A 15,870-nucleotide genomic window follows, 5' to 3' on the forward strand; every position below is an offset into this window, starting at 1 on the left:
ACTCCTGCCGGAGGTGCCATGCCGCCACACGCGAAACACCAGCTGCTCGGGCGCGCCCGGGAGTTGGCGGTGCTGGACCGTCTGCTGCGGGAGGTGCGCGACGGGCGCAGCCGGGTGCTGGTGCTGCGGGGTGAGGCGGGCGTCGGCAAGTCGGCGCTGCTCGATCATCTGGCCGGGGAGGCAGGGGAGGCGCAGGTCGTCCGCGCGGCGGGGGTCGAGGCCGAGGCCGAGTTCGCCTACTCGGCCCTCCAACGGCTGTGTGCCCCGCTGTTGTCGCAGCTCGACCGACTGCCGCCGGTGCAGCAGGACGCGCTGCGTGTCGCGTTCGGCCTGAGCACGGGGAACCCGCCCGAGATGCTGCTGGTCGGGATCGCGGTCCTCGGCCTCTTCGCCGAGGCGGCGGCCCGGTCCCCGCTGGTGTGCCTGGTCGACGACGCGCAGTGGCTGGACCTGATGTCCCAGCGGATCCTGGCGTTCGTCGGGCGCCGACTGGACGCGGAATCGGTGGCGTTGGTGTTTGCCGAGCGGATCACCGACGGGAAGGGGGACGAGGGCTTCTCCGGTCTGCCGGACCTCCTCCTGCGCGGGCTGGCCGATGCCGACGCCCGGGCGCTGCTGGACGGCGTGCTGCCGGGGCCGGTCGACGCCCGGGTGCGGGACCGGATCGTGGCCGAGACCGGCGGGAACCCGCTCGCCCTGCTGGAGCTGCCCCGGGGCCTGTCACCGGTGGAGCTGGCGTTCGGCTTCGGCGGGCCCGGCGCCGGCCCGCTGGCGACCCGGGTCGAGGACGGCTTCCGGCGGCGCGTCGACGCCTTGCCGGCCGACACCCGTGCCCTGCTGCTGGTCGCGGCGGTCGAACCGGTCGGCGACGGGCCGCTGTTGTGGCACGCCCTGCGCCTGCTGGGCATCGGGCTGGAGGCCGCGGCACCGGCCGAGGCCGCGGACCTGATCAGTCTGGGAGCCCCGGTGCGGTTCCGGCACCCGCTGGTGCGTTCGGCCGTGTGGCGCGGCGCGGATGCCGCGGCGCTGCGCGCGGCGCACGGCGCCCTGGCCGAGGCCACCGACGCCGAGCGCGACCCCGACCGGCAGGCGTGGCACCGGGCCCATGCAGCGGTCGGGCCGGACGAGGAGGTGGCGGCGGCGCTGGAGAGCTCCGCCGACCGTGCCCTGGCGCGCGGTGGCCGGGCGGCCGCCGCGTCCTTCCTGGAACGGGCCGCGGCGCTCACCCCCGACCCGAAGGAGCGGGCACGGCGCGCGCTGGCGGCCGCCGCGGCCCACGTCGCCGCAGGCTTGCCGGCCCGGGTGCCCGATCTGCTGGCCGCCGCCGAACTGGGGCCGCTGGACCGGCTGCAGCAGGCCCAGGCCGGCCGACTGCGGGCCAGGGCCTCGTCCATGACCGACTCGGGGTTGGGCGCGGTGCGGCCGCTGCTCGACGCGGCGGGCCCGCTCAGGGACCTTGACCCGGCCGCCGCACGGGAGACCTACCTCGCGGCGTTCGACGCGGCCCTCTGGGTCGGCCGGTACGACGAAGGCGCACTGCGCCGGGTTGCCGAGGCCGCTCGCGACCTGCCGGCCGGCGAGGAGACGGCGGGTGTCTTCCTTCGGGCCCTGGTCACCTGGACCGTGGACGGGCCGGTCGCCGCCTTCCCGCTGCTGGCGCGGGCGCAGCGCTCGCTCACCGAGGAGGAGGACCTGTCGGTCCTGTGGGCGGCCGCGAACGCCGCCCCGGTACTGGGCGACCTCCCGGGCTGGCTGGACACCGGCGACCGGGCGGTCCGCTTCGCCCGGCGGACGGGAACACTGTCGGTCCTCTCGACGGCGTTGCCCTACCGGGCGGCCTCGCTGAGCTACGCGGGGCGCTTCGCCGAGGCCGAGGACCTGCTGGCCGAGGCCGCGGCCATCGAGAAGGCCACCGGCACGGTGCCGCGCATGGCCACAGCGGCTTTGATCAGCGCGTACCGGGGAGGGGAACGACCGGCCCTGGAAGCGATCGAGGCACTGGAACACGAGGGCGCGCAGCGCGGCCTGGGACGACTCGTCGGCGTGGCGGCGTGCGCCCGGGCCGTGCTCCACAACGGTCTGGGCAACTACGCGCTCGCCCTGGAGGCGGCGCTGCGGGGCGCGGAGCACCGGGACCTCGTCGTGTGCCAGTGGACCTGCGGCGAGCTGGTCGAGGCCGCGACCCGGGCCGGCGACCCGGCCGCGGCGGCCCGGGCATGCGAGTGGCTCGCCGACTGGAGCCGGGCCGGCACACCCTGGGCCCTCGGTGCGCACGCGGTCGCCGAGGCCCTGACCGGAGCACCGGAGAATGCCGAGGACCGCTACCGCGAGGCCGTCGACCACTTCGGCCGGGGCGGGCTCCGGGTGTTCGAGATCCGGGCCCAACTGTTGTTCGGGGAGTGGCTGCGCCGCCAGAACCGGCGCGCCCAGGCCCGTACCGAACTGCGGGCGGCGCACGAGGCGGCGACGGCGACGGGCATGGAGGCGTTCGCCGAGCGGGCCCGGCGCGAACTGCTCGCCACCGGCGAGACCGTCCGCAAGCGGGCCCCCGGCGCGCCGGTCCTGACTCCGCAGGAGGCGCAGATCGCCCGCCTCGCGGCCGGCGGGCACCCGAACGCGGAGATCGGAGCGCGGCTGTTCCTCAGCCCCCGCACGGTCGAGTGGCACCTGCGCAAGGTCTTCGCCAAGCTGGGGATCTCCTCCCGCCGTGAGCTCGACGGCGCCCTGGCCGGGCAGTAGCCGCGGGTTACGGCAGCGCCGTGCGCAACTCCCGCCGTGAGCTTGTGCGGAGCTTGGTGAACACCTTGCGCAGGTGCCGCTCGACCGTCCGCGCACTGGGGAAGAGCTCCGCTCCGATCTCGGCTACACCGGCCACGGTGACCCGAACGCCGCGAGCAGCTTCCGCTGCGTCCGCCCCTCGCGCGGCTGAGACCTGCGGTACAACACGTTCGGGTCCGTCCCCCGGGCGGGGACGGACCCGAACGCTGTCGTACGCGACCCGCTGCGCTCAGAGACCCAGATCCGCCGCCAGACAGGAGAACCTGACCGCCAGCGCGTCGGGGTCGTGGGCGCCCACCGCCCGGTACGCCGACGGCACCGCCTTCTCCTCGACCATGTCCTCGAAGGCGACACGCTCCGGGAGCGTGCCGAACCGGGCCTTGCGGACTGCCGCCGCCTGTCCGTTCGTGCTGGGACCGGGATCACTCACGTCCGTACCTCCTGTGGTCGGCATGCGCGTGGGTCAGAGGTGGTCGGCGTCCACCACGGCCTGGGCGAAGGCCGTCGGCGCCTCCTGCGGCGCGTTGTGGCCGACGCCCTCGAGCAGGCGGTGCTCGTACCGGCCGGTGAAGAACCTCCGGTACCCGCTGCCGTCGGTGGTGGGCAGGAACGGGTCGAGGGCGGGGTCCACGGCGATGGTCGGCACGGTGACCGCGGGCCGGGCCGCGAGCAGCTGCTCGTAGCGCTCGTAGCGGGGCTCGCCGTCGGCCAGGCCCAGGCGCCAGCGGTAGTTGTGGATCACGACGGCGGCGTAGTCGGGGTTCTCGAAGGCCGTGGCGGTGCGCTCGAAGGTGGCGTCGTCGAACTTCCAGGTCGGGGAGGTCTCCTCCCACACCAGCCGACACAGGTCGTGCCGGTTCTGCCTGGTCTCCATGGCGATGCGGCCGCGGTCGGTGGCGAAGTAGTACTGGTACCACCAGGTGTGCTCGGCCTTCGGCGGCAGCGGGTTCCGCTGTGACGGGAGGTTGACGATGAGGTAACCGCTCACCGCCACCAGGGCCTTGACCCGCTCCGGCCACAGCGCCGCGACGGTGCCGGCGGCCCGCGAGCCCCAGTCGAAGCCGGCCAGCACCGCCTTGTGGATCTTCAGGGCGTCCATCAGAGCGATGACGTCGACGGCGATCGCGGCCTGCTGCGCGTTGCGGACGGTCGTCGGGGACAGGAAGGTGGTGGTGCCGTGGCCCCGCAGGTACGGCACGATCACCCGGTAGCCGGCGTCGGCCAGCAGTGGCGCCACGTCGACATAGCTGTGGATGTCGAACGGCCAGCCGTGCAGGCAGATGACCACCGGGCCGTGCTTGGGCCCGGCCTCGGCGTAGCCGATGTCGAGCACGCCGGCCCGGACCCGCTTCAGCTCGGTGAACGCGGTGTGGGTGCCCGGGGCGATGGTCGGGATGACCGGGGCCGGGCGGCCGGGCCGGTCGGAGCCGGCCGCGAAGGCGGCCGGAGCGTTCGACTCCGCGCCGACCGACACCGCCGTGGCGCCCATGCCGAGGCCGACTGCTTTGGTGAACGTTCGCCTGTTGATCATGTCCGATCCTTCCTGGAGGCCCGCCGGTGCCTCCACTGTTCTTCGGCAACCGGCTTGACGCATCAGTCACATGACGTCGCGACACCCGAAAGGGCGTGAAGGCTCTGCCGGGCCGCCACCTTCAGTCATTCGACTGTTTCCGCCGTGCTTCCGCTCGGTGATCCTCGAAGGAGCGCCGCGATGCCGGCGGATCGTCGTGCGCCGTGGTGTGTGCAATCGGAAGGTCCGGCCGTGAAGCAAACCCCCGTCGTCCTCATCCACGGTGCGTGGTTCCATAGGTCCTCCCGGGAGGGCTGGGCCGAACGGTTCACCGGGTACGGCTACGCGGTGTGCGTCCCGGGCTGGCCCGGCGAGGCCCCCACCGCCGACCAGGTCCGCCGCGGTCCCGGGCCGCTTCGCGACCTCGGGCTCGCCGCGCTCACGGCCCACTACGAGAGGCTCGTGCGCGCCTTCGACAACCCGCCGGTCCTCATCGGGCATTCGGTCGGCGGCCTCATCGTCCAGCACCTCCTCGGAGCCGACCTCGGCAGTGCCGCCGCCGACCACGTCCTCGCCGGGCCGGCCGCGAACGGCATCGAGGCCGTGGCCGCACAGGGCTGAGCGCGGGCGTCAGACCTGCGCCGCGTCGGTCCGGCTCAGGGTGTCGGTCCGGCTCAGCGCGTCGCGCAGCGCCGCCCGGGCCGTGATGCCCAGCTTGGGGAAGATGCGGTACAGGTGTGAGCTGACGGTGCGCGGCGACAGGTGCATCCGCTCGCCGATCTCCTTGTTCGTCAGACCGCTGGCGGCCAGGTCGGCGATGCGGCGTTCCTGCCAGGTCAGCGAGGCCAGGTTCAGCGTCGAGACGCGGGGCGGGGTCCCGGTGGCGCGCAGTTCGGCCCGGGCCCGCTCGGTCCAGCCGGCCGCGCCCAGCCGCTCGAACGCCTCGGCCGCCGGGACCAGGTACGGCCGCGCCGCCGCCCGGCCCCGGACGTGGCACACCCGGACGCCGTGCGCCAGCCGGATCCGGGCCAGCTCGAACGGGAAGCGGGCGGCGTCCGGGTGGGATTCGGCCCGGACGAACATCTCGGCGGCCTCCCGCTCGTCCTCGGCGGTCATCGCCAGCGCGCCGTAGGTGATCAGCGCCAGGCGGGGCGACACGGACGGCAGACCGGCGTCGCGGGCGGCGAGGGCGTGCGCCCGGGCCTGCTCGACGCGTCCGGTGTGCTGGGCGGCCTCGACGAGATCGAGCAGGGTGCGCGAGGCCTGATACGTGTAGGGCCGGAACGTGCCCGGCCGCGTGATCCCGATGGCGTAGAGGTAGGCGGCCTCGTAGTCGCCGGAGCCCAGCGCGGCGGTCGCGCCGGCGGAGTCGGCGATCTGGGTCAGGAACCCCAGTCCGCGCGGGCGGGCCCAGGCGTCCACCTCGGCCTGGAGGTCCCGCGCCCGCCCGACCTGTCCGCGCAGCGCCGCCAACTGGGCCAGGTACGCGCGGCTCTGGGTGGCGAACAGCCGGTGGCCGTGCTCGGTCGCCAGGTCCAGGCCGCGCTGTCCGGTTTCCTCGGCCTGGGCCCATTCGCCGGCCGCCATCTGGTCGAGCACGAGCTGGTGCAGCATGACCATGCCGGTGGCCACGGCTCCGGTCTCCAGCTCGCGGTCCACGACGCGCTGCAGGTGGGGGCGGTAGTGGCTCAGGAGGTCGAGGTGGTACGCGGCCGCGCCGAACCGAGTGACGTCCCAGGGCTCCAGATTCGACAGGTTGGCGGCGGCCTGTCGCACCGGCCCGGCCCAGCCTGCCCCGTGCCTGGTCACATCGCTCCAGGTGTCGCTGAAGAGGCGCGAGTGTTCGGTGACGAGGTCGCCCATGGAGGCCAGGAGTTCGCGCGTGCTCTCCCAGACCGCGCGATCCCCGCCGAACTGACTGATCGCCAGGAGGAGGACCACCAGCCGGGTGAGGACCTCGTCGGGTTCGGTTTTGCCGGCGGTCGACGCAGTGGTGCTGCCGACAGACGGCGCAGCGGCTGTCCCGCGGTCCCGGAGCTTCTCGATCGCGGCCGAGACCTGGCGGTGCGTGGAGCGGACGTCCCCGTCCTGGTAGAGCGCCCGGTAGGCGGCCGCCAGCACCGAGGCCGGCGACTCCGTCGAGCCGGGCGCGAGGTCCGCCTGGACCAGCCGGTGCGCCTGGCCGAGGCGGGCGGCGTGACCGGCGACGAATGCCGCGTCGGTCAGGCGCCGGGACCGGTCGGTGTGGTTCTCGCTGAGCTCGGCGGCCCGGGTCAGCCAGCTCACGGCCGCCAGCGTGCCGCCGCGCCGGGTCGCCGACGCGGCTGCCGCCTCCAGGACGTCGGCGACCTCCTCGTCCGGATCGACCGTCGCCGCCGCCAGGTGCGTCGCCCGGCGTTCGAGGTTCTCCCGGTGAAGCTGCGCCAGCGCCAGGTGCGCGGCGCGGCGCTGGTTGGGAGTGGCCATCCGCACGACGGCAGAACGTACGAGCGGGTGGCGGAAGACGAGATCACCGGTGACCGCGTCGATGTCCAGCAGACCGGTGGCCACGGCCGTGTCGGCGTCGCGCATGGCGTAGCGGGTGCCGGGGACGGCGTCGGTGCCGCCCGAGGTTCCGGCTCCGTCGAGCGCGCCCGTCAGGAGTTCGGCCCGGACCTGCTCGTCGAGGGCCGCGATGCGGGCGCCGAACAGCCGTTGCAGCTGCCGGGGCAGCGGCACGCCGCGCGGACCGATGAGGTCTTCGAGCGGGGCGTCGCTCGACCGGCCCGCGAAGTGGGCGGGCAGCTCCACCAGGGCCAGCGGGTTGCCCTGGGCCTGGTCCAGGACGATCCGGCGGGCCTGTCGGCCCAGGTCCGGATACCGGTGGTCCAGCAGAAGTGCCGCCTCCTCGTCGGGGAGGGCGTCGACCGGCAGCTCGGGCAGTGCGGCGGTGTCGAAGCGCGAGGTGAGGTCGGTGCGGACCGCGACGAGGAGCTTCACCGGGCCGCCGGCCAGGCGTCGGCCCACGAAGCCGCAGACGTCGGCGCTGGCGTCGTCCAGCCACTGCCCGTCGTCGAGGACCAGCAGCAGCGGCCGCTGTGCGGCGGCGAGCGACAGCAGGTTGAGAGCGGCGATGCCGAGCGTCATGACCGAAGGCCGATCGCCCTGCGCCCCGCCGAACACGGCATCGAAGACCGCCCGGGTCCCGTCGTCCAGCGGCTCGACGTCGGCCAGCAGCGGATGGAGGAACTGGTGCAGCCCGGCATAGGGCAGCTCGGACTCCGCCTCGACGCCGGCGGCCCGGACCACCACGTGGCCCTCCTGCTCCGCCAGCGCGACGGCGTGGCCCAGCAGCGAACTCTTGCCGACCCCCGCCTCCCCCCGCAGGACGAGCGCCCGGCCCGTGACGGACCCGAGGAACGCCGCGAGCTGCGCCCGCTCCTCCTCGCGGCCCACCATCCTCGTGGTGACACCCCACCGCTGCGACCCAGTCATGCCCCGGCCCCTTCCCGCATTCGCCGACCGCCGACCACGATCCCGGGAACGCGGGCCCTTCGAGCCCGTGTCGAACCCTGGCCCGTACCCGGGCCGGGGCGGCCAGTGCCCCCTGGCCCGCGGACCGCGTGCGGGTCGTCAGTCACATGACTGGGGTTCCGGGAAAACAATCGGCCGCGGAACGCGGATCACGACTTCGGTCAAGTGACCGATGCTCCGGGCCGCAGCCGTGCACGACTGTTGAACCGCAGGAATTCAACGAGAGGAAATGCCTTGACTGCCCAACATGCTGACCCATGGTCAGCCGACCATCCGCGATGGCGAGCACCGGGTGGGGGCAGGTGGCTGTTCGCGAGCAGGGGACCACGCGGATCCAGCTGACATCGGTCCACTCCCACGGGGGCTGGCTCCAGGGGTGGAACCTCGAAGGCGACGGTTTCCTCGCCCGGTACGCACCCGCTCTGATCGCGTACGCCGCGACGGTCTTCCTCTTCGCCACCCCCAAGCAGGGCGCCGTCTACTGGGAGCAGCCCCGCACGTACTGATGCCTCGTGGGCAGTTGCGTCACTCCGAGAAAGTCCGAGAAAGGAAGACCCGCCATGTCCGTCAGCTACACCGCCACGATCGAAGTCACCGGCGAGGGCCGCAACGGCGGCACCGTCCGCTCCACCGACGGGCTGCTCGACCACCGCCTGTCCATCCCCAAGGAGTGGGGCGGAGCCGGCGACGCAACCAATCCGGAACAGCTCCTCGCCGCGGGCTGGGCCGCCTGCTTCCTGGGAGCCCTGCGCCACGCCGCCGCCCAGCGCACGATCAGGCTGACCAGCACCGAGGTCACCGCCGAGGTCACCCTCCGCCACGGCGACGACGGCGAGTTCTCGCTCCTGGCAACGCTGTCCCCTCGCCTCGGCGGCGTCGACCAGCGCACTGCCGAGGAACTTGCCGAGGCCGCCCACCTGATCTGCCCGTACTCGAAGGCGACCCGCGGCAACATCCCCGTCACCATCGAGGCCGTGGCCGTCTGAGCACCCGCGACACTCGGGTACGCCCCGGCCGGCCCCGAGCACGAGCGGGCCGGCCGGGGCGCGTGAGGAGGAAGGAATGCAGATGCTGCGCGCCGGCGAGGTATTCGACCTGGTCCTGCAGGGGCGACTGACCCCGCGGATCACCGGCCGCTACCCGCTCGCCGAGGCGTCCCGGGCCCACGCGGACGTCGAGTCCCGGCGCACCACCGGCAAGCTGCTGCTCCTACCGTGACCGGGCCGACCCGATGTCCTCGCGTCCGCACTTCAGCGGGACCCGAATCGGGAGCCGACAGCTCGCACCAGGAGGGAACGTGCCGTTGACCCGCAAGGGCGTCGCGACCAGGCGGCGCATCATCGAGGGCGCCGCGGAGCAGATCCGCGAGGAGGGCGTGTTCTCCCTGCGCCGGGGGCGTGGCGGCCCGGAGTCATTTGACCGTTGCCACCGACTCCCCCTCGCCGGGAGCCTCGTGGTGCGAAGAGCCCGACCCGGGGCCCGCCGCACACGACCACTGTCACCCGCCTGCGTCGCAGCCGCAGGCAGACCCGGAAAGCGAGTTCCACCGTGGCCCTCAAATCCTTCAAGCTGGCGACCACCGCCGTCGCGGGTGCGATCACCGGGGCGGTGATGTTCCTCTCGGCGACGCCGGCCTCCGCCGCCAACCCCCCGTACGACGGCTGCCCGGACTGGGCGCTCTGCCTCTACCAGAACAGCGGCGGCACGGGTTCGAAGGCGATCGTGATCCCACCACCCGCCGGCAGCGGAAGCTTGATCGTCCGGCTGACGCAGGTCCACTTCCTGAACGGGACCCTGGCCGACAACCAGGTGTCCTCCTGGATCAACAACTCGCAGTGCTCGGTCGAGTTCTGGGACGACCCCTACGGCGAGCTCCACCCCTCCCAGGTCGACTACGCGCCGGCCTGGAGCTGGGGCAAGAAGGCCGACTACGACGCAGGCGGCCCCGACTACTACAAGAACGACCGAATCTCCAGCCTGCGGTTCGGCTGCTACTAGCAGCCGCGGCCGGTCCGTGGGCGCCACTGCCGGCGGACCGGACCGTTCACCACACCGCCCCCGTCTCGTCGAAGGAGCCGGGGGCATTTCTGTGACCCCCCGGAATGAGGTCCCGTGAAACGTCTACGACCAACGGCCGCGCTGTTGTCCGGCCTGCTGCTCTCCCTCGCTCTGCCGGCGCTCGCCGTCGCGGCGCCGGCCACCGCGGCCCCGGCCGCGGTCGGCACCGTCACGGCCGGCCCCGGCGCCGAGGGCCCGGACCTGAGCTCCGCCAACCGCACCGGCCCGCCAGCCGGCATGCCCGACTGGTCCCGCGTCGGCTTCCGCGGCGGCCGGCCCCTGCCCGGCGACGGCGACCTGACCACGAACGCCGCCTGCCGGATCACCCCCGACGTGCTCGCCGCCAAGTACGGCGTACGGGCAGACGACGGCACCGACGACACCACCGGCCTGCAGAAGGCCATCGACGACGTCAAGGCCAACTGCTCGCCGAACGCCAACTTCAACAGCCTCTCGCTGATCTCCCTGCCCGCCGGCCGGATCGACGTCTCCCGGCAGATCTACGTGGACGCCGACTACCTCGTCCTGCGCGGCCAGGGCTCCGGCGACGGCGGCACCCGCCTGGTGTTCCGGCCCGACGTCAACACCCGCTACGACACTCTGGTCAACGGCCGCTGGGACCAGGACAGCATGAAGGCCGGCAGCGGCAACGACGTCGGCACCGGCGGCTGGATCTGGCCGGGCCGCGGCTTGTTCCGGGTCCAGACCCGGGACATCGCCGACCGCTACCAGGACGACTGGGCCGCCGCCCCGGCGAACCGCAAGGACATCTTCGAGGGCAGCGTCAACCAGCACTGGGCCTCCGGCATCAAAGTTGCGGCCCAGGCCTCCGATCCCGGTTGGGCGGCCCGCCAGGGCCAGGACGTCGTGCAGTTGGACCCCAAGGCCGACATGAAGAAGTTCTCCCTGGGCGGCTACGTCTGGGTGGGCGCGGCCAACAGCGTCAAGTTCTACGAGCAGCAGGGCGTCTCCGACCGCAGCCAGATGGACAACCTCCACATGCGGCAGCAGATGTTCCGGGTCAACGCGATCGACGCCGCCGCGAAGACGGTCACCCTAGACCGCCCGCTGGAGTGGGACCTGCCGGTCGACTCCACCTCCGACGGCTCCCCCGCGCTGGCCGACAAGCCGTACGCCAGCAAGGTCACCCCGCTGAAGGTGGTCGAGGGCGTCGGCTTCGAGGACTTCGCCTTCACCCAGGACATGAACGGCCTGCCCAAGCTCGGCGGCGGCACCTACGACCTGACCCCCGCCCAGGCCGTGCACAACTACGGCAACATGGCGCCCGAGTACGCGATGCACGGCATCGTCTTCAAGTGGGCCGCCAACGACTGGGCCCGCGGACTGAAGGCCGAGATGACCGGCTCGCACCCGATCGTCACCGAGGACGCCCGCAACCTCCAGATCGAGCGAAACAGCTTCGACGGCGCCTGGAACAAGGGCAAGGGCGGCAACGGCTACCTGCGCGGCAGCCGGGTCTGGGACTCCCTGTACGCCTACAACCTCAGCCGAAACCTGCGCCACTTCACCTTCCAGTGGTCGGCCAGCGGCAACGTCGCCTTCCGCAACGACCTCGACTCCGACCTCAACCTGCACGGCGGTTGGGAGCACGACAACCTCTTCGAGCAGAACACGCTGAGGGTCCCGTACGAGCACCGCTCGGGCAACTGCACGACCAACTGCGGCGGTGAGGGCGGCGAGCTCGACGAGGGGACGTGGTACCCGATCTGGTGGGCGGCCGGTCCCAAGGCGGTCAAGTGGTCCGGCTCCTCGGGCCCGCAGAACGTCTTCTACAACAACACGATGGTCAAGCAGGCGACACCCGGCGGACCGTACGAGCCCTACGCGCCGTACGGCACCCAGTCCGGCACCGCCTTCCAGTTCGGCTCCGCCAACGGCTCCCCGAGCAGGTTCCAGCCGCTGAGCCAGGGCGGCCAGGCGATCCCGGACTGGACCGGCCGGGAGACCCTCGACTTCACCGGCCAGGGCGTCGTGCCCACCGACGTCGGCAAGCGGCCCTCGCTGTTCCTGCGGGACACCGGCGGCGACCTCGACCCCCGGGCGGGCAACCGCCGCACGATCGCCACCTGGAACATGCAGGGCGCGGGCACCGGCGGCGGGACGGGTGAGGACTCCTCCGCCTACGAGAGCAAGTACACGCTGGGAGTGAGCCAGCTGGCCCGGCAGAACCAGGCCGACATCATCGCCCTCCAGGAGGCCGGCGCCCCGCCCAGCGGCGCCGCGTTCGAGCAGGACATCCCGCAGAACCCGCCGGTCTTCTTCGACTGGGCCGGCCGCACGCCCCCGGTCCGCGAGTACCGGTACGGGGGAACGGGCGCCAGGCCGCAGGGCTACCTGTACTGGCTGCACACGGACAGCGACCCCAACACCGACACGGGCCGGGTCAACCTGGCCATCCTGAGCCGCTACCAGGTCCAGCGGGAGGACGTGTACGTCATCGAGGCGGGGCGGGACAACGGCTTCACCGGCCGGCCCGCCCTCGGCATCAGCGTCGACGGCGTCGTGTACTTCACGGTCCACGGCCTGTCGGGCAGCGGCAACGACGACCCCGGGCTGCTGCGCAACATCCGGCAGCGGATGGCCACCGCGGGTCCCAACCAGAGCCCGCTGCCCTGGATCGCCCTCGGCGACTACAACCGAGCGCCGCTGCCCCCCGCCGACCCGAACGAGACGGACAGGTCGCTGGCCACCGCGGTCGCCGGCGAGTTCACGGTGCACGCCCCCGCGGTGCCGACCCATCCGACCGTCCGGCGGCTGAACTCGAACACCCCGGACCGCGTCCTCGACTACGCGGCCGTTCCCGTCGGCAACACGAATCCCAGCGTCCTGGGAATGAACCGGGCCGGCAACGTGCTGCTGTCGGACCACTACCCCGTCGTGATGGAGGTCGGCAACCTGCCGAACCCGCCGCGGTCCGGGGCGGTGACGGTGCCGGTGGCGGGCCCCTCCGTGCTGCGCAACGCCGCCACCACCAACGTGGCCGCCCCCGGCAGCAGCACCCATGCAGTCAGTGACCAGCCGATCAACCGGGCGACCATCCAGGGGCAGGTGTTCAACCTGTCGCCCGACCCGGAGTACAGCGGCTACTACCGCCTCTTCCACGCCAACGCGCCCTACGCCGGCCGCTACCTCGGCCAGGAGGGCGGAGCCCGCGACGCCCGGACGGTGCTGTGGCCCAACGCGGCGCTCGACCAGCTCTGGCAACCGGTCCACCACGGCGACGGCACCTGGACCCTGCAGAACTACCTCACACGCCAGTTCCTCACGGACCTCGGCCCGGGCCTCGGCATCGTGGCCCGTGACCAAGACGGCACGGCCAACCAGCGCTGGTTCCTCCAGGACCCCCAGGAGAGCACGCAGCTCACCGAGATCGTCGCGACGGACTCCGGCGGCCCGGCCCCGGCGCTCTCGGTCGACGACCTGGAAACCACGCCCTACCCGGTTTTCCTGGCCCCGGAATCGCACGGGTCATACCAGCGGTTCAGCGCCATCTCCGCGGGACCGGACGGCGGCGACAACTGCGTCTACCTCGTCTACGGCCGCCAGTACGTCAACTCCACGGCGGCCTACCCCCGGGCCCCGCAGAACGGCGACTACGTCACCATGGGCGACTACCGCCCCGACGACGACGGCTACCTGTGGTGCAAGACCAACGACGGCCCGAACGGGACACTACTGTCCAACTTCGCCAGCCCCGACGACCACCTCGACCTGACCCGCAGCACCCTGGTCGACACGGTCACCATCACCCGCCCTGGAGCCGCGACCGCCAGGCTCCACTGGCTCTTCCGCACGGTCACCCAGTAACCGGCGCGGCGCCGGCCGCCGGTACCCGCGCGGCCGGCCGCCCCCCGGGACGGCCGGCCGCTCGTCGTTCGGGGTCTATCACGAATTAGGCTCTGTCCCGTGATCGGTGGTGGAGGCCGGCATCCCCCCGTCACCCGAGCGCGAGTGGACAGCGCAGGGTCTCGCGGCTGATGCGGACCACCCGGCCGTGGACCCGGCGGAGGTGGGCCGGCAGTTTGCGGATGGACCAGCGGGTGGATGGCCAGCCGAGTTCGGTCAGGCGGGTGGTGGCCGTCCGGACGGCGAAGTCCCCTACGGCTCAAGCCATTCCGAAACGATCAGCGAACGGACCGGTCCGTGCCCGAACCCCGAGCGGATGGTGGGCCGGTCCGCGGTCGGGGTCTCGGGCACCGTGCATCCGGTGGTCGCAACGGAACGGCGCGTCAGAGCATGCGCAGTGCGACTTCGGAGGGTGATCCGGGCTCGACGGGGTACAGGCCGAGGGTCTGGTGCGGGGCGCCGGCGGGTGTGAACGCCTCGAAGCCGAGGGTGAGTTCGCCGGCGACGGGGTGGCGGTAGCGTTTGGTGCCGTAGGTTGGCCGGTACACGTCCTGGTCGTTCCAGAGGCGGTGGAAATCGGGGTCGGCGGTCAGGTCGTCGACGAGGCGGGCGAGGTGCTCGTCCCGCGGGTTGCGGCCGACGTGGAGGCGCAGCATGCCGACGTTCTCGCGGGCGGTCTCGGCCCAGTCGGCGTACAGCTCGCGGGCGGCGGGGTCGAGGAACATGTAGCGGGCCATGTTCCGTTCGCCCGGCGGGAGTTCGTCGAAGGTCGGGTAGAAGGCGCGGGCCAGCCGGTTCATGGCCAGGACGTCGAGGCGGTGGTCGAGGACCAGCGCGGGGATGGTGGTGATGTTGCCCAGGACGTGGAGCAGGCCGGGGCGTACCGCCTCGGGCGCTCGGCGGGGCCGCGGCCGAGCGGGTTTGGCGAGGGCGAAGAGGTGGTCGCGTTCGGTGGGATCAAGTTTCAGGGCGCGGGCCACGGCGTCCAGGACGGCGGCGGAGGCGTGCGGGTTGCGGCCGCGTTCGAGGCGTACGTAGTAGTCGACGCTCACTCCGGCGAGCTGGGCGACCTCCTCGCGGCGCAGTCCGGGGACGCGGCGGACCCCGGGAGGGCGGGGCAGGCCCGCGGCCTCGGGGGTGACGCGGGCGCGGCGGGAGCGCAGGAAGTTCCGCAGGTCACTGTCGGTCATGGCTGGCGAGACTAGCGGACCGGCCCGGCCGGCGGGGGCAGGCCGCGCGTCTTCGCCCCGGGCGCCCTGAGGGGGGTAAGCCGTACCCCCCGTACGCCGTGCCGGGGGTTCGGTTCCCGTCTGCCGCGGGCTTCGCGGGGGTGGTGATCTGGATGTGTCGCAACAGACACCAACCCCTCCCGGACTCCCGAAGGGAACGAGCCATGAGCACCTCCAAGATCGTCCTGATCACCGGAGCCTCCAGCGGCATCGGCGAGGCCACCGCCCGCCGACTGGCCGCGTCCGGCCACCACGTCGTCCTCGGCGCCCGCCGGGTGGAACGCCTCGCCCGGCTGACGGCCGAGCTGAAGGAGGCCGGGCACGAAGCGGAGTACGCGGAGCTGGACGTCACCGACCTCGACAGCGTGCGCGGCGTCGTCGACGACGTCCTCGCCCGGCACGGCCGACTCGACGTCCTGGTCAACAACGCCGGCGTCATGCCGCTGTCCCTGGTCGAGGAACTCCGCGTCGACGAGTGGAACGCGATGATCGACGTGAACCTGCGCGGTGTGCTGCACGGCATCGCGGCCGTCCTGCCGTCGATGCGCGAGCGCCGCCGCGGACAGATCGTCAACGTCGCCTCCACCGCCGCCCACCGGGTCGACCCCACCGGCGTCGTGTACTCCGCGACGAAGTACGCCGTGCGCGCCGTCTCCGAAGGGCTGCGCCAGGAGACCCCGGACATCCGCGTCACCGTCGTCTGCCCCGGTCTCACCCGCACCGAGCTCACCCACTCCGGAGGCACGGACCGGTACCAGGACGCCATCCGCGACGCGCTCGACGGGGTCGGGCTCGACGCCTCGGCCATCGCGGACGCCATCAGCTACGCGGTCGACCAGCCCGACGGCGTCGACGTCAACGAGCTCGTCGCCCGCTCCACTGCCTCGCTCCAGGGCTGAGCCCCACCACCCACCG

At 72.9% G+C, this 15,870-nt stretch carries 13 protein-coding genes; 8 read left to right on the top strand and 5 right to left on the bottom strand.

Annotated elements, in window-relative coordinates; genetic code table 11:
• The first annotated feature begins 18 nt into the window (after positions 1-18).
• Entirely contained in the window at positions 19-2,739 is a 2,721-nt protein-coding gene (locus ACWDBB_RS20415; protein WP_449790947.1) for an AAA family ATPase, read from the top strand.
• A 7-nt stretch (positions 2,740-2,746) separates the two neighbouring features.
• Here ACWDBB_RS20415 and ACWDBB_RS20420 read toward each other — a convergent pair whose 3' ends face one another.
• The 3 genes from ACWDBB_RS20420 to ACWDBB_RS20430 form a co-directional block, all read right to left on the bottom strand.
• On the bottom strand, positions 2,747-2,875 hold the full coding sequence (locus ACWDBB_RS20420; protein ID WP_449790948.1) for a LuxR C-terminal-related transcriptional regulator: 129 nt from the start codon (positions 2,873-2,875) through the stop codon (positions 2,747-2,749).
• A 132-nt stretch (positions 2,876-3,007) separates the two neighbouring features.
• Entirely contained in the window at positions 3,008-3,208 is a 201-nt protein-coding gene (locus ACWDBB_RS20425) for a hypothetical protein (protein ID WP_449790949.1), read from the bottom strand.
• A gap of 33 nt (positions 3,209-3,241) precedes the next feature.
• Positions 3,242-4,309: an alpha/beta fold hydrolase gene (locus ACWDBB_RS20430; RefSeq protein WP_449790950.1), complete on the bottom strand. Its 1,068-nt coding sequence runs from the start codon at positions 4,307-4,309 to the stop codon at positions 3,242-3,244.
• A gap of 231 nt (positions 4,310-4,540) precedes the next feature.
• Between ACWDBB_RS20430 and ACWDBB_RS20435 the strand changes: the two genes are divergently transcribed.
• Positions 4,541-4,909, top strand: a complete 369-nt coding sequence (locus tag ACWDBB_RS20435; protein ID WP_449790951.1) for an esterase/lipase family protein — start codon at positions 4,541-4,543, stop codon at positions 4,907-4,909.
• A 9-nt stretch (positions 4,910-4,918) separates the two neighbouring features.
• Here the strand turns inward: ACWDBB_RS20435 and ACWDBB_RS20440 are convergent, their stop codons facing one another.
• Complete coding sequence (locus ACWDBB_RS20440) at positions 4,919-7,762, bottom strand: helix-turn-helix transcriptional regulator (RefSeq protein ID WP_449790952.1); 2,844 nt, start codon at positions 7,760-7,762, stop codon at positions 4,919-4,921.
• Positions 7,763-8,058: 296 nt separating this feature from the next.
• Here ACWDBB_RS20440 and ACWDBB_RS20445 point away from each other — a divergent pair, with 296 nt between their 5' ends.
• The 5 genes from ACWDBB_RS20445 (at position 8,059) to ACWDBB_RS20465 (ending at position 13,687) form a co-directional block, all read left to right on the top strand.
• Positions 8,059-8,307, top strand: a complete 249-nt coding sequence (locus ACWDBB_RS20445) for a hypothetical protein (protein WP_449790953.1) — start codon at positions 8,059-8,061, stop codon at positions 8,305-8,307.
• Positions 8,308-8,361: 54 nt separating this feature from the next.
• Positions 8,362-8,787, top strand: a complete 426-nt coding sequence (locus ACWDBB_RS20450; protein WP_449790954.1) for an organic hydroperoxide resistance protein — start codon at positions 8,362-8,364, stop codon at positions 8,785-8,787.
• Positions 8,788-8,863: 76 nt separating this feature from the next.
• A complete protein-coding gene (locus ACWDBB_RS20455; protein WP_449790955.1) occupies positions 8,864-9,019 on the top strand; it encodes a zinc-binding dehydrogenase in 156 nt (51 codons plus the stop codon).
• 330 nt (positions 9,020-9,349) lie between these two features.
• Positions 9,350-9,799, top strand: coding sequence for a peptidase inhibitor family I36 protein (locus tag ACWDBB_RS20460; protein WP_449790956.1), 450 nt, complete (start codon positions 9,350-9,352; stop codon positions 9,797-9,799).
• 114 nt (positions 9,800-9,913) lie between these two features.
• A complete protein-coding gene (locus ACWDBB_RS20465) occupies positions 9,914-13,687 on the top strand; it encodes an endonuclease/exonuclease/phosphatase family protein (protein ID WP_449790957.1) in 3,774 nt (1,257 codons plus the stop codon).
• A gap of 422 nt (positions 13,688-14,109) precedes the next feature.
• Here the strand turns inward: ACWDBB_RS20465 and ACWDBB_RS20470 are convergent, their stop codons facing one another.
• Positions 14,110-14,916 carry a helix-turn-helix transcriptional regulator gene (locus tag ACWDBB_RS20470; RefSeq protein WP_449790958.1) on the bottom strand — a complete coding sequence of 269 codons (807 nt, stop codon included), beginning with the start codon at positions 14,914-14,916 and terminating at the stop codon, positions 14,110-14,112.
• A 203-nt stretch (positions 14,917-15,119) separates the two neighbouring features.
• Between ACWDBB_RS20470 and ACWDBB_RS20475 the strand changes: the two genes are divergently transcribed.
• The gene (locus ACWDBB_RS20475; protein ID WP_449790959.1) at positions 15,120-15,854 is read left to right on the top strand and encodes an SDR family oxidoreductase; all 735 of its coding nucleotides are present in this window, start codon (positions 15,120-15,122) and stop codon (positions 15,852-15,854) included.
• Positions 15,855-15,870 lie beyond the last annotated feature (16 nt).

This window comes from Kitasatospora sp. NPDC001095, assembly GCF_053598615.1.

Excerpts from the sequence above, each read along its gene's own strand:
- ACWDBB_RS20415 (WP_449790947.1), top strand. The coding sequence starts at position 19 with ATGCCGCCACACGCGAAACACCAGCTGCTCGGGCGCGCCCGGGAGTTG.
- ACWDBB_RS20430 (WP_449790950.1), bottom strand. The coding sequence starts at position 4,309 with ATGATCAACAGGCGAACGTTCACCAAAGCAGTCGGCCTCGGCATGGGC.
- ACWDBB_RS20440 (WP_449790952.1), bottom strand. The coding sequence starts at position 7,762 with ATGACTGGGTCGCAGCGGTGGGGTGTCACCACGAGGATGGTGGGCCGC.
- ACWDBB_RS20445 (WP_449790953.1), top strand. The coding sequence starts at position 8,059 with ATGGTCAGCCGACCATCCGCGATGGCGAGCACCGGGTGGGGGCAGGTG.
- ACWDBB_RS20450 (WP_449790954.1), top strand. The coding sequence starts at position 8,362 with ATGTCCGTCAGCTACACCGCCACGATCGAAGTCACCGGCGAGGGCCGC.
- ACWDBB_RS20455 (WP_449790955.1), top strand. The coding sequence starts at position 8,864 with ATGCAGATGCTGCGCGCCGGCGAGGTATTCGACCTGGTCCTGCAGGGG.
- ACWDBB_RS20470 (WP_449790958.1), bottom strand. The coding sequence starts at position 14,916 with ATGACCGACAGTGACCTGCGGAACTTCCTGCGCTCCCGCCGCGCCCGC.
- ACWDBB_RS20475 (WP_449790959.1), top strand. The coding sequence starts at position 15,120 with ATGAGCACCTCCAAGATCGTCCTGATCACCGGAGCCTCCAGCGGCATC.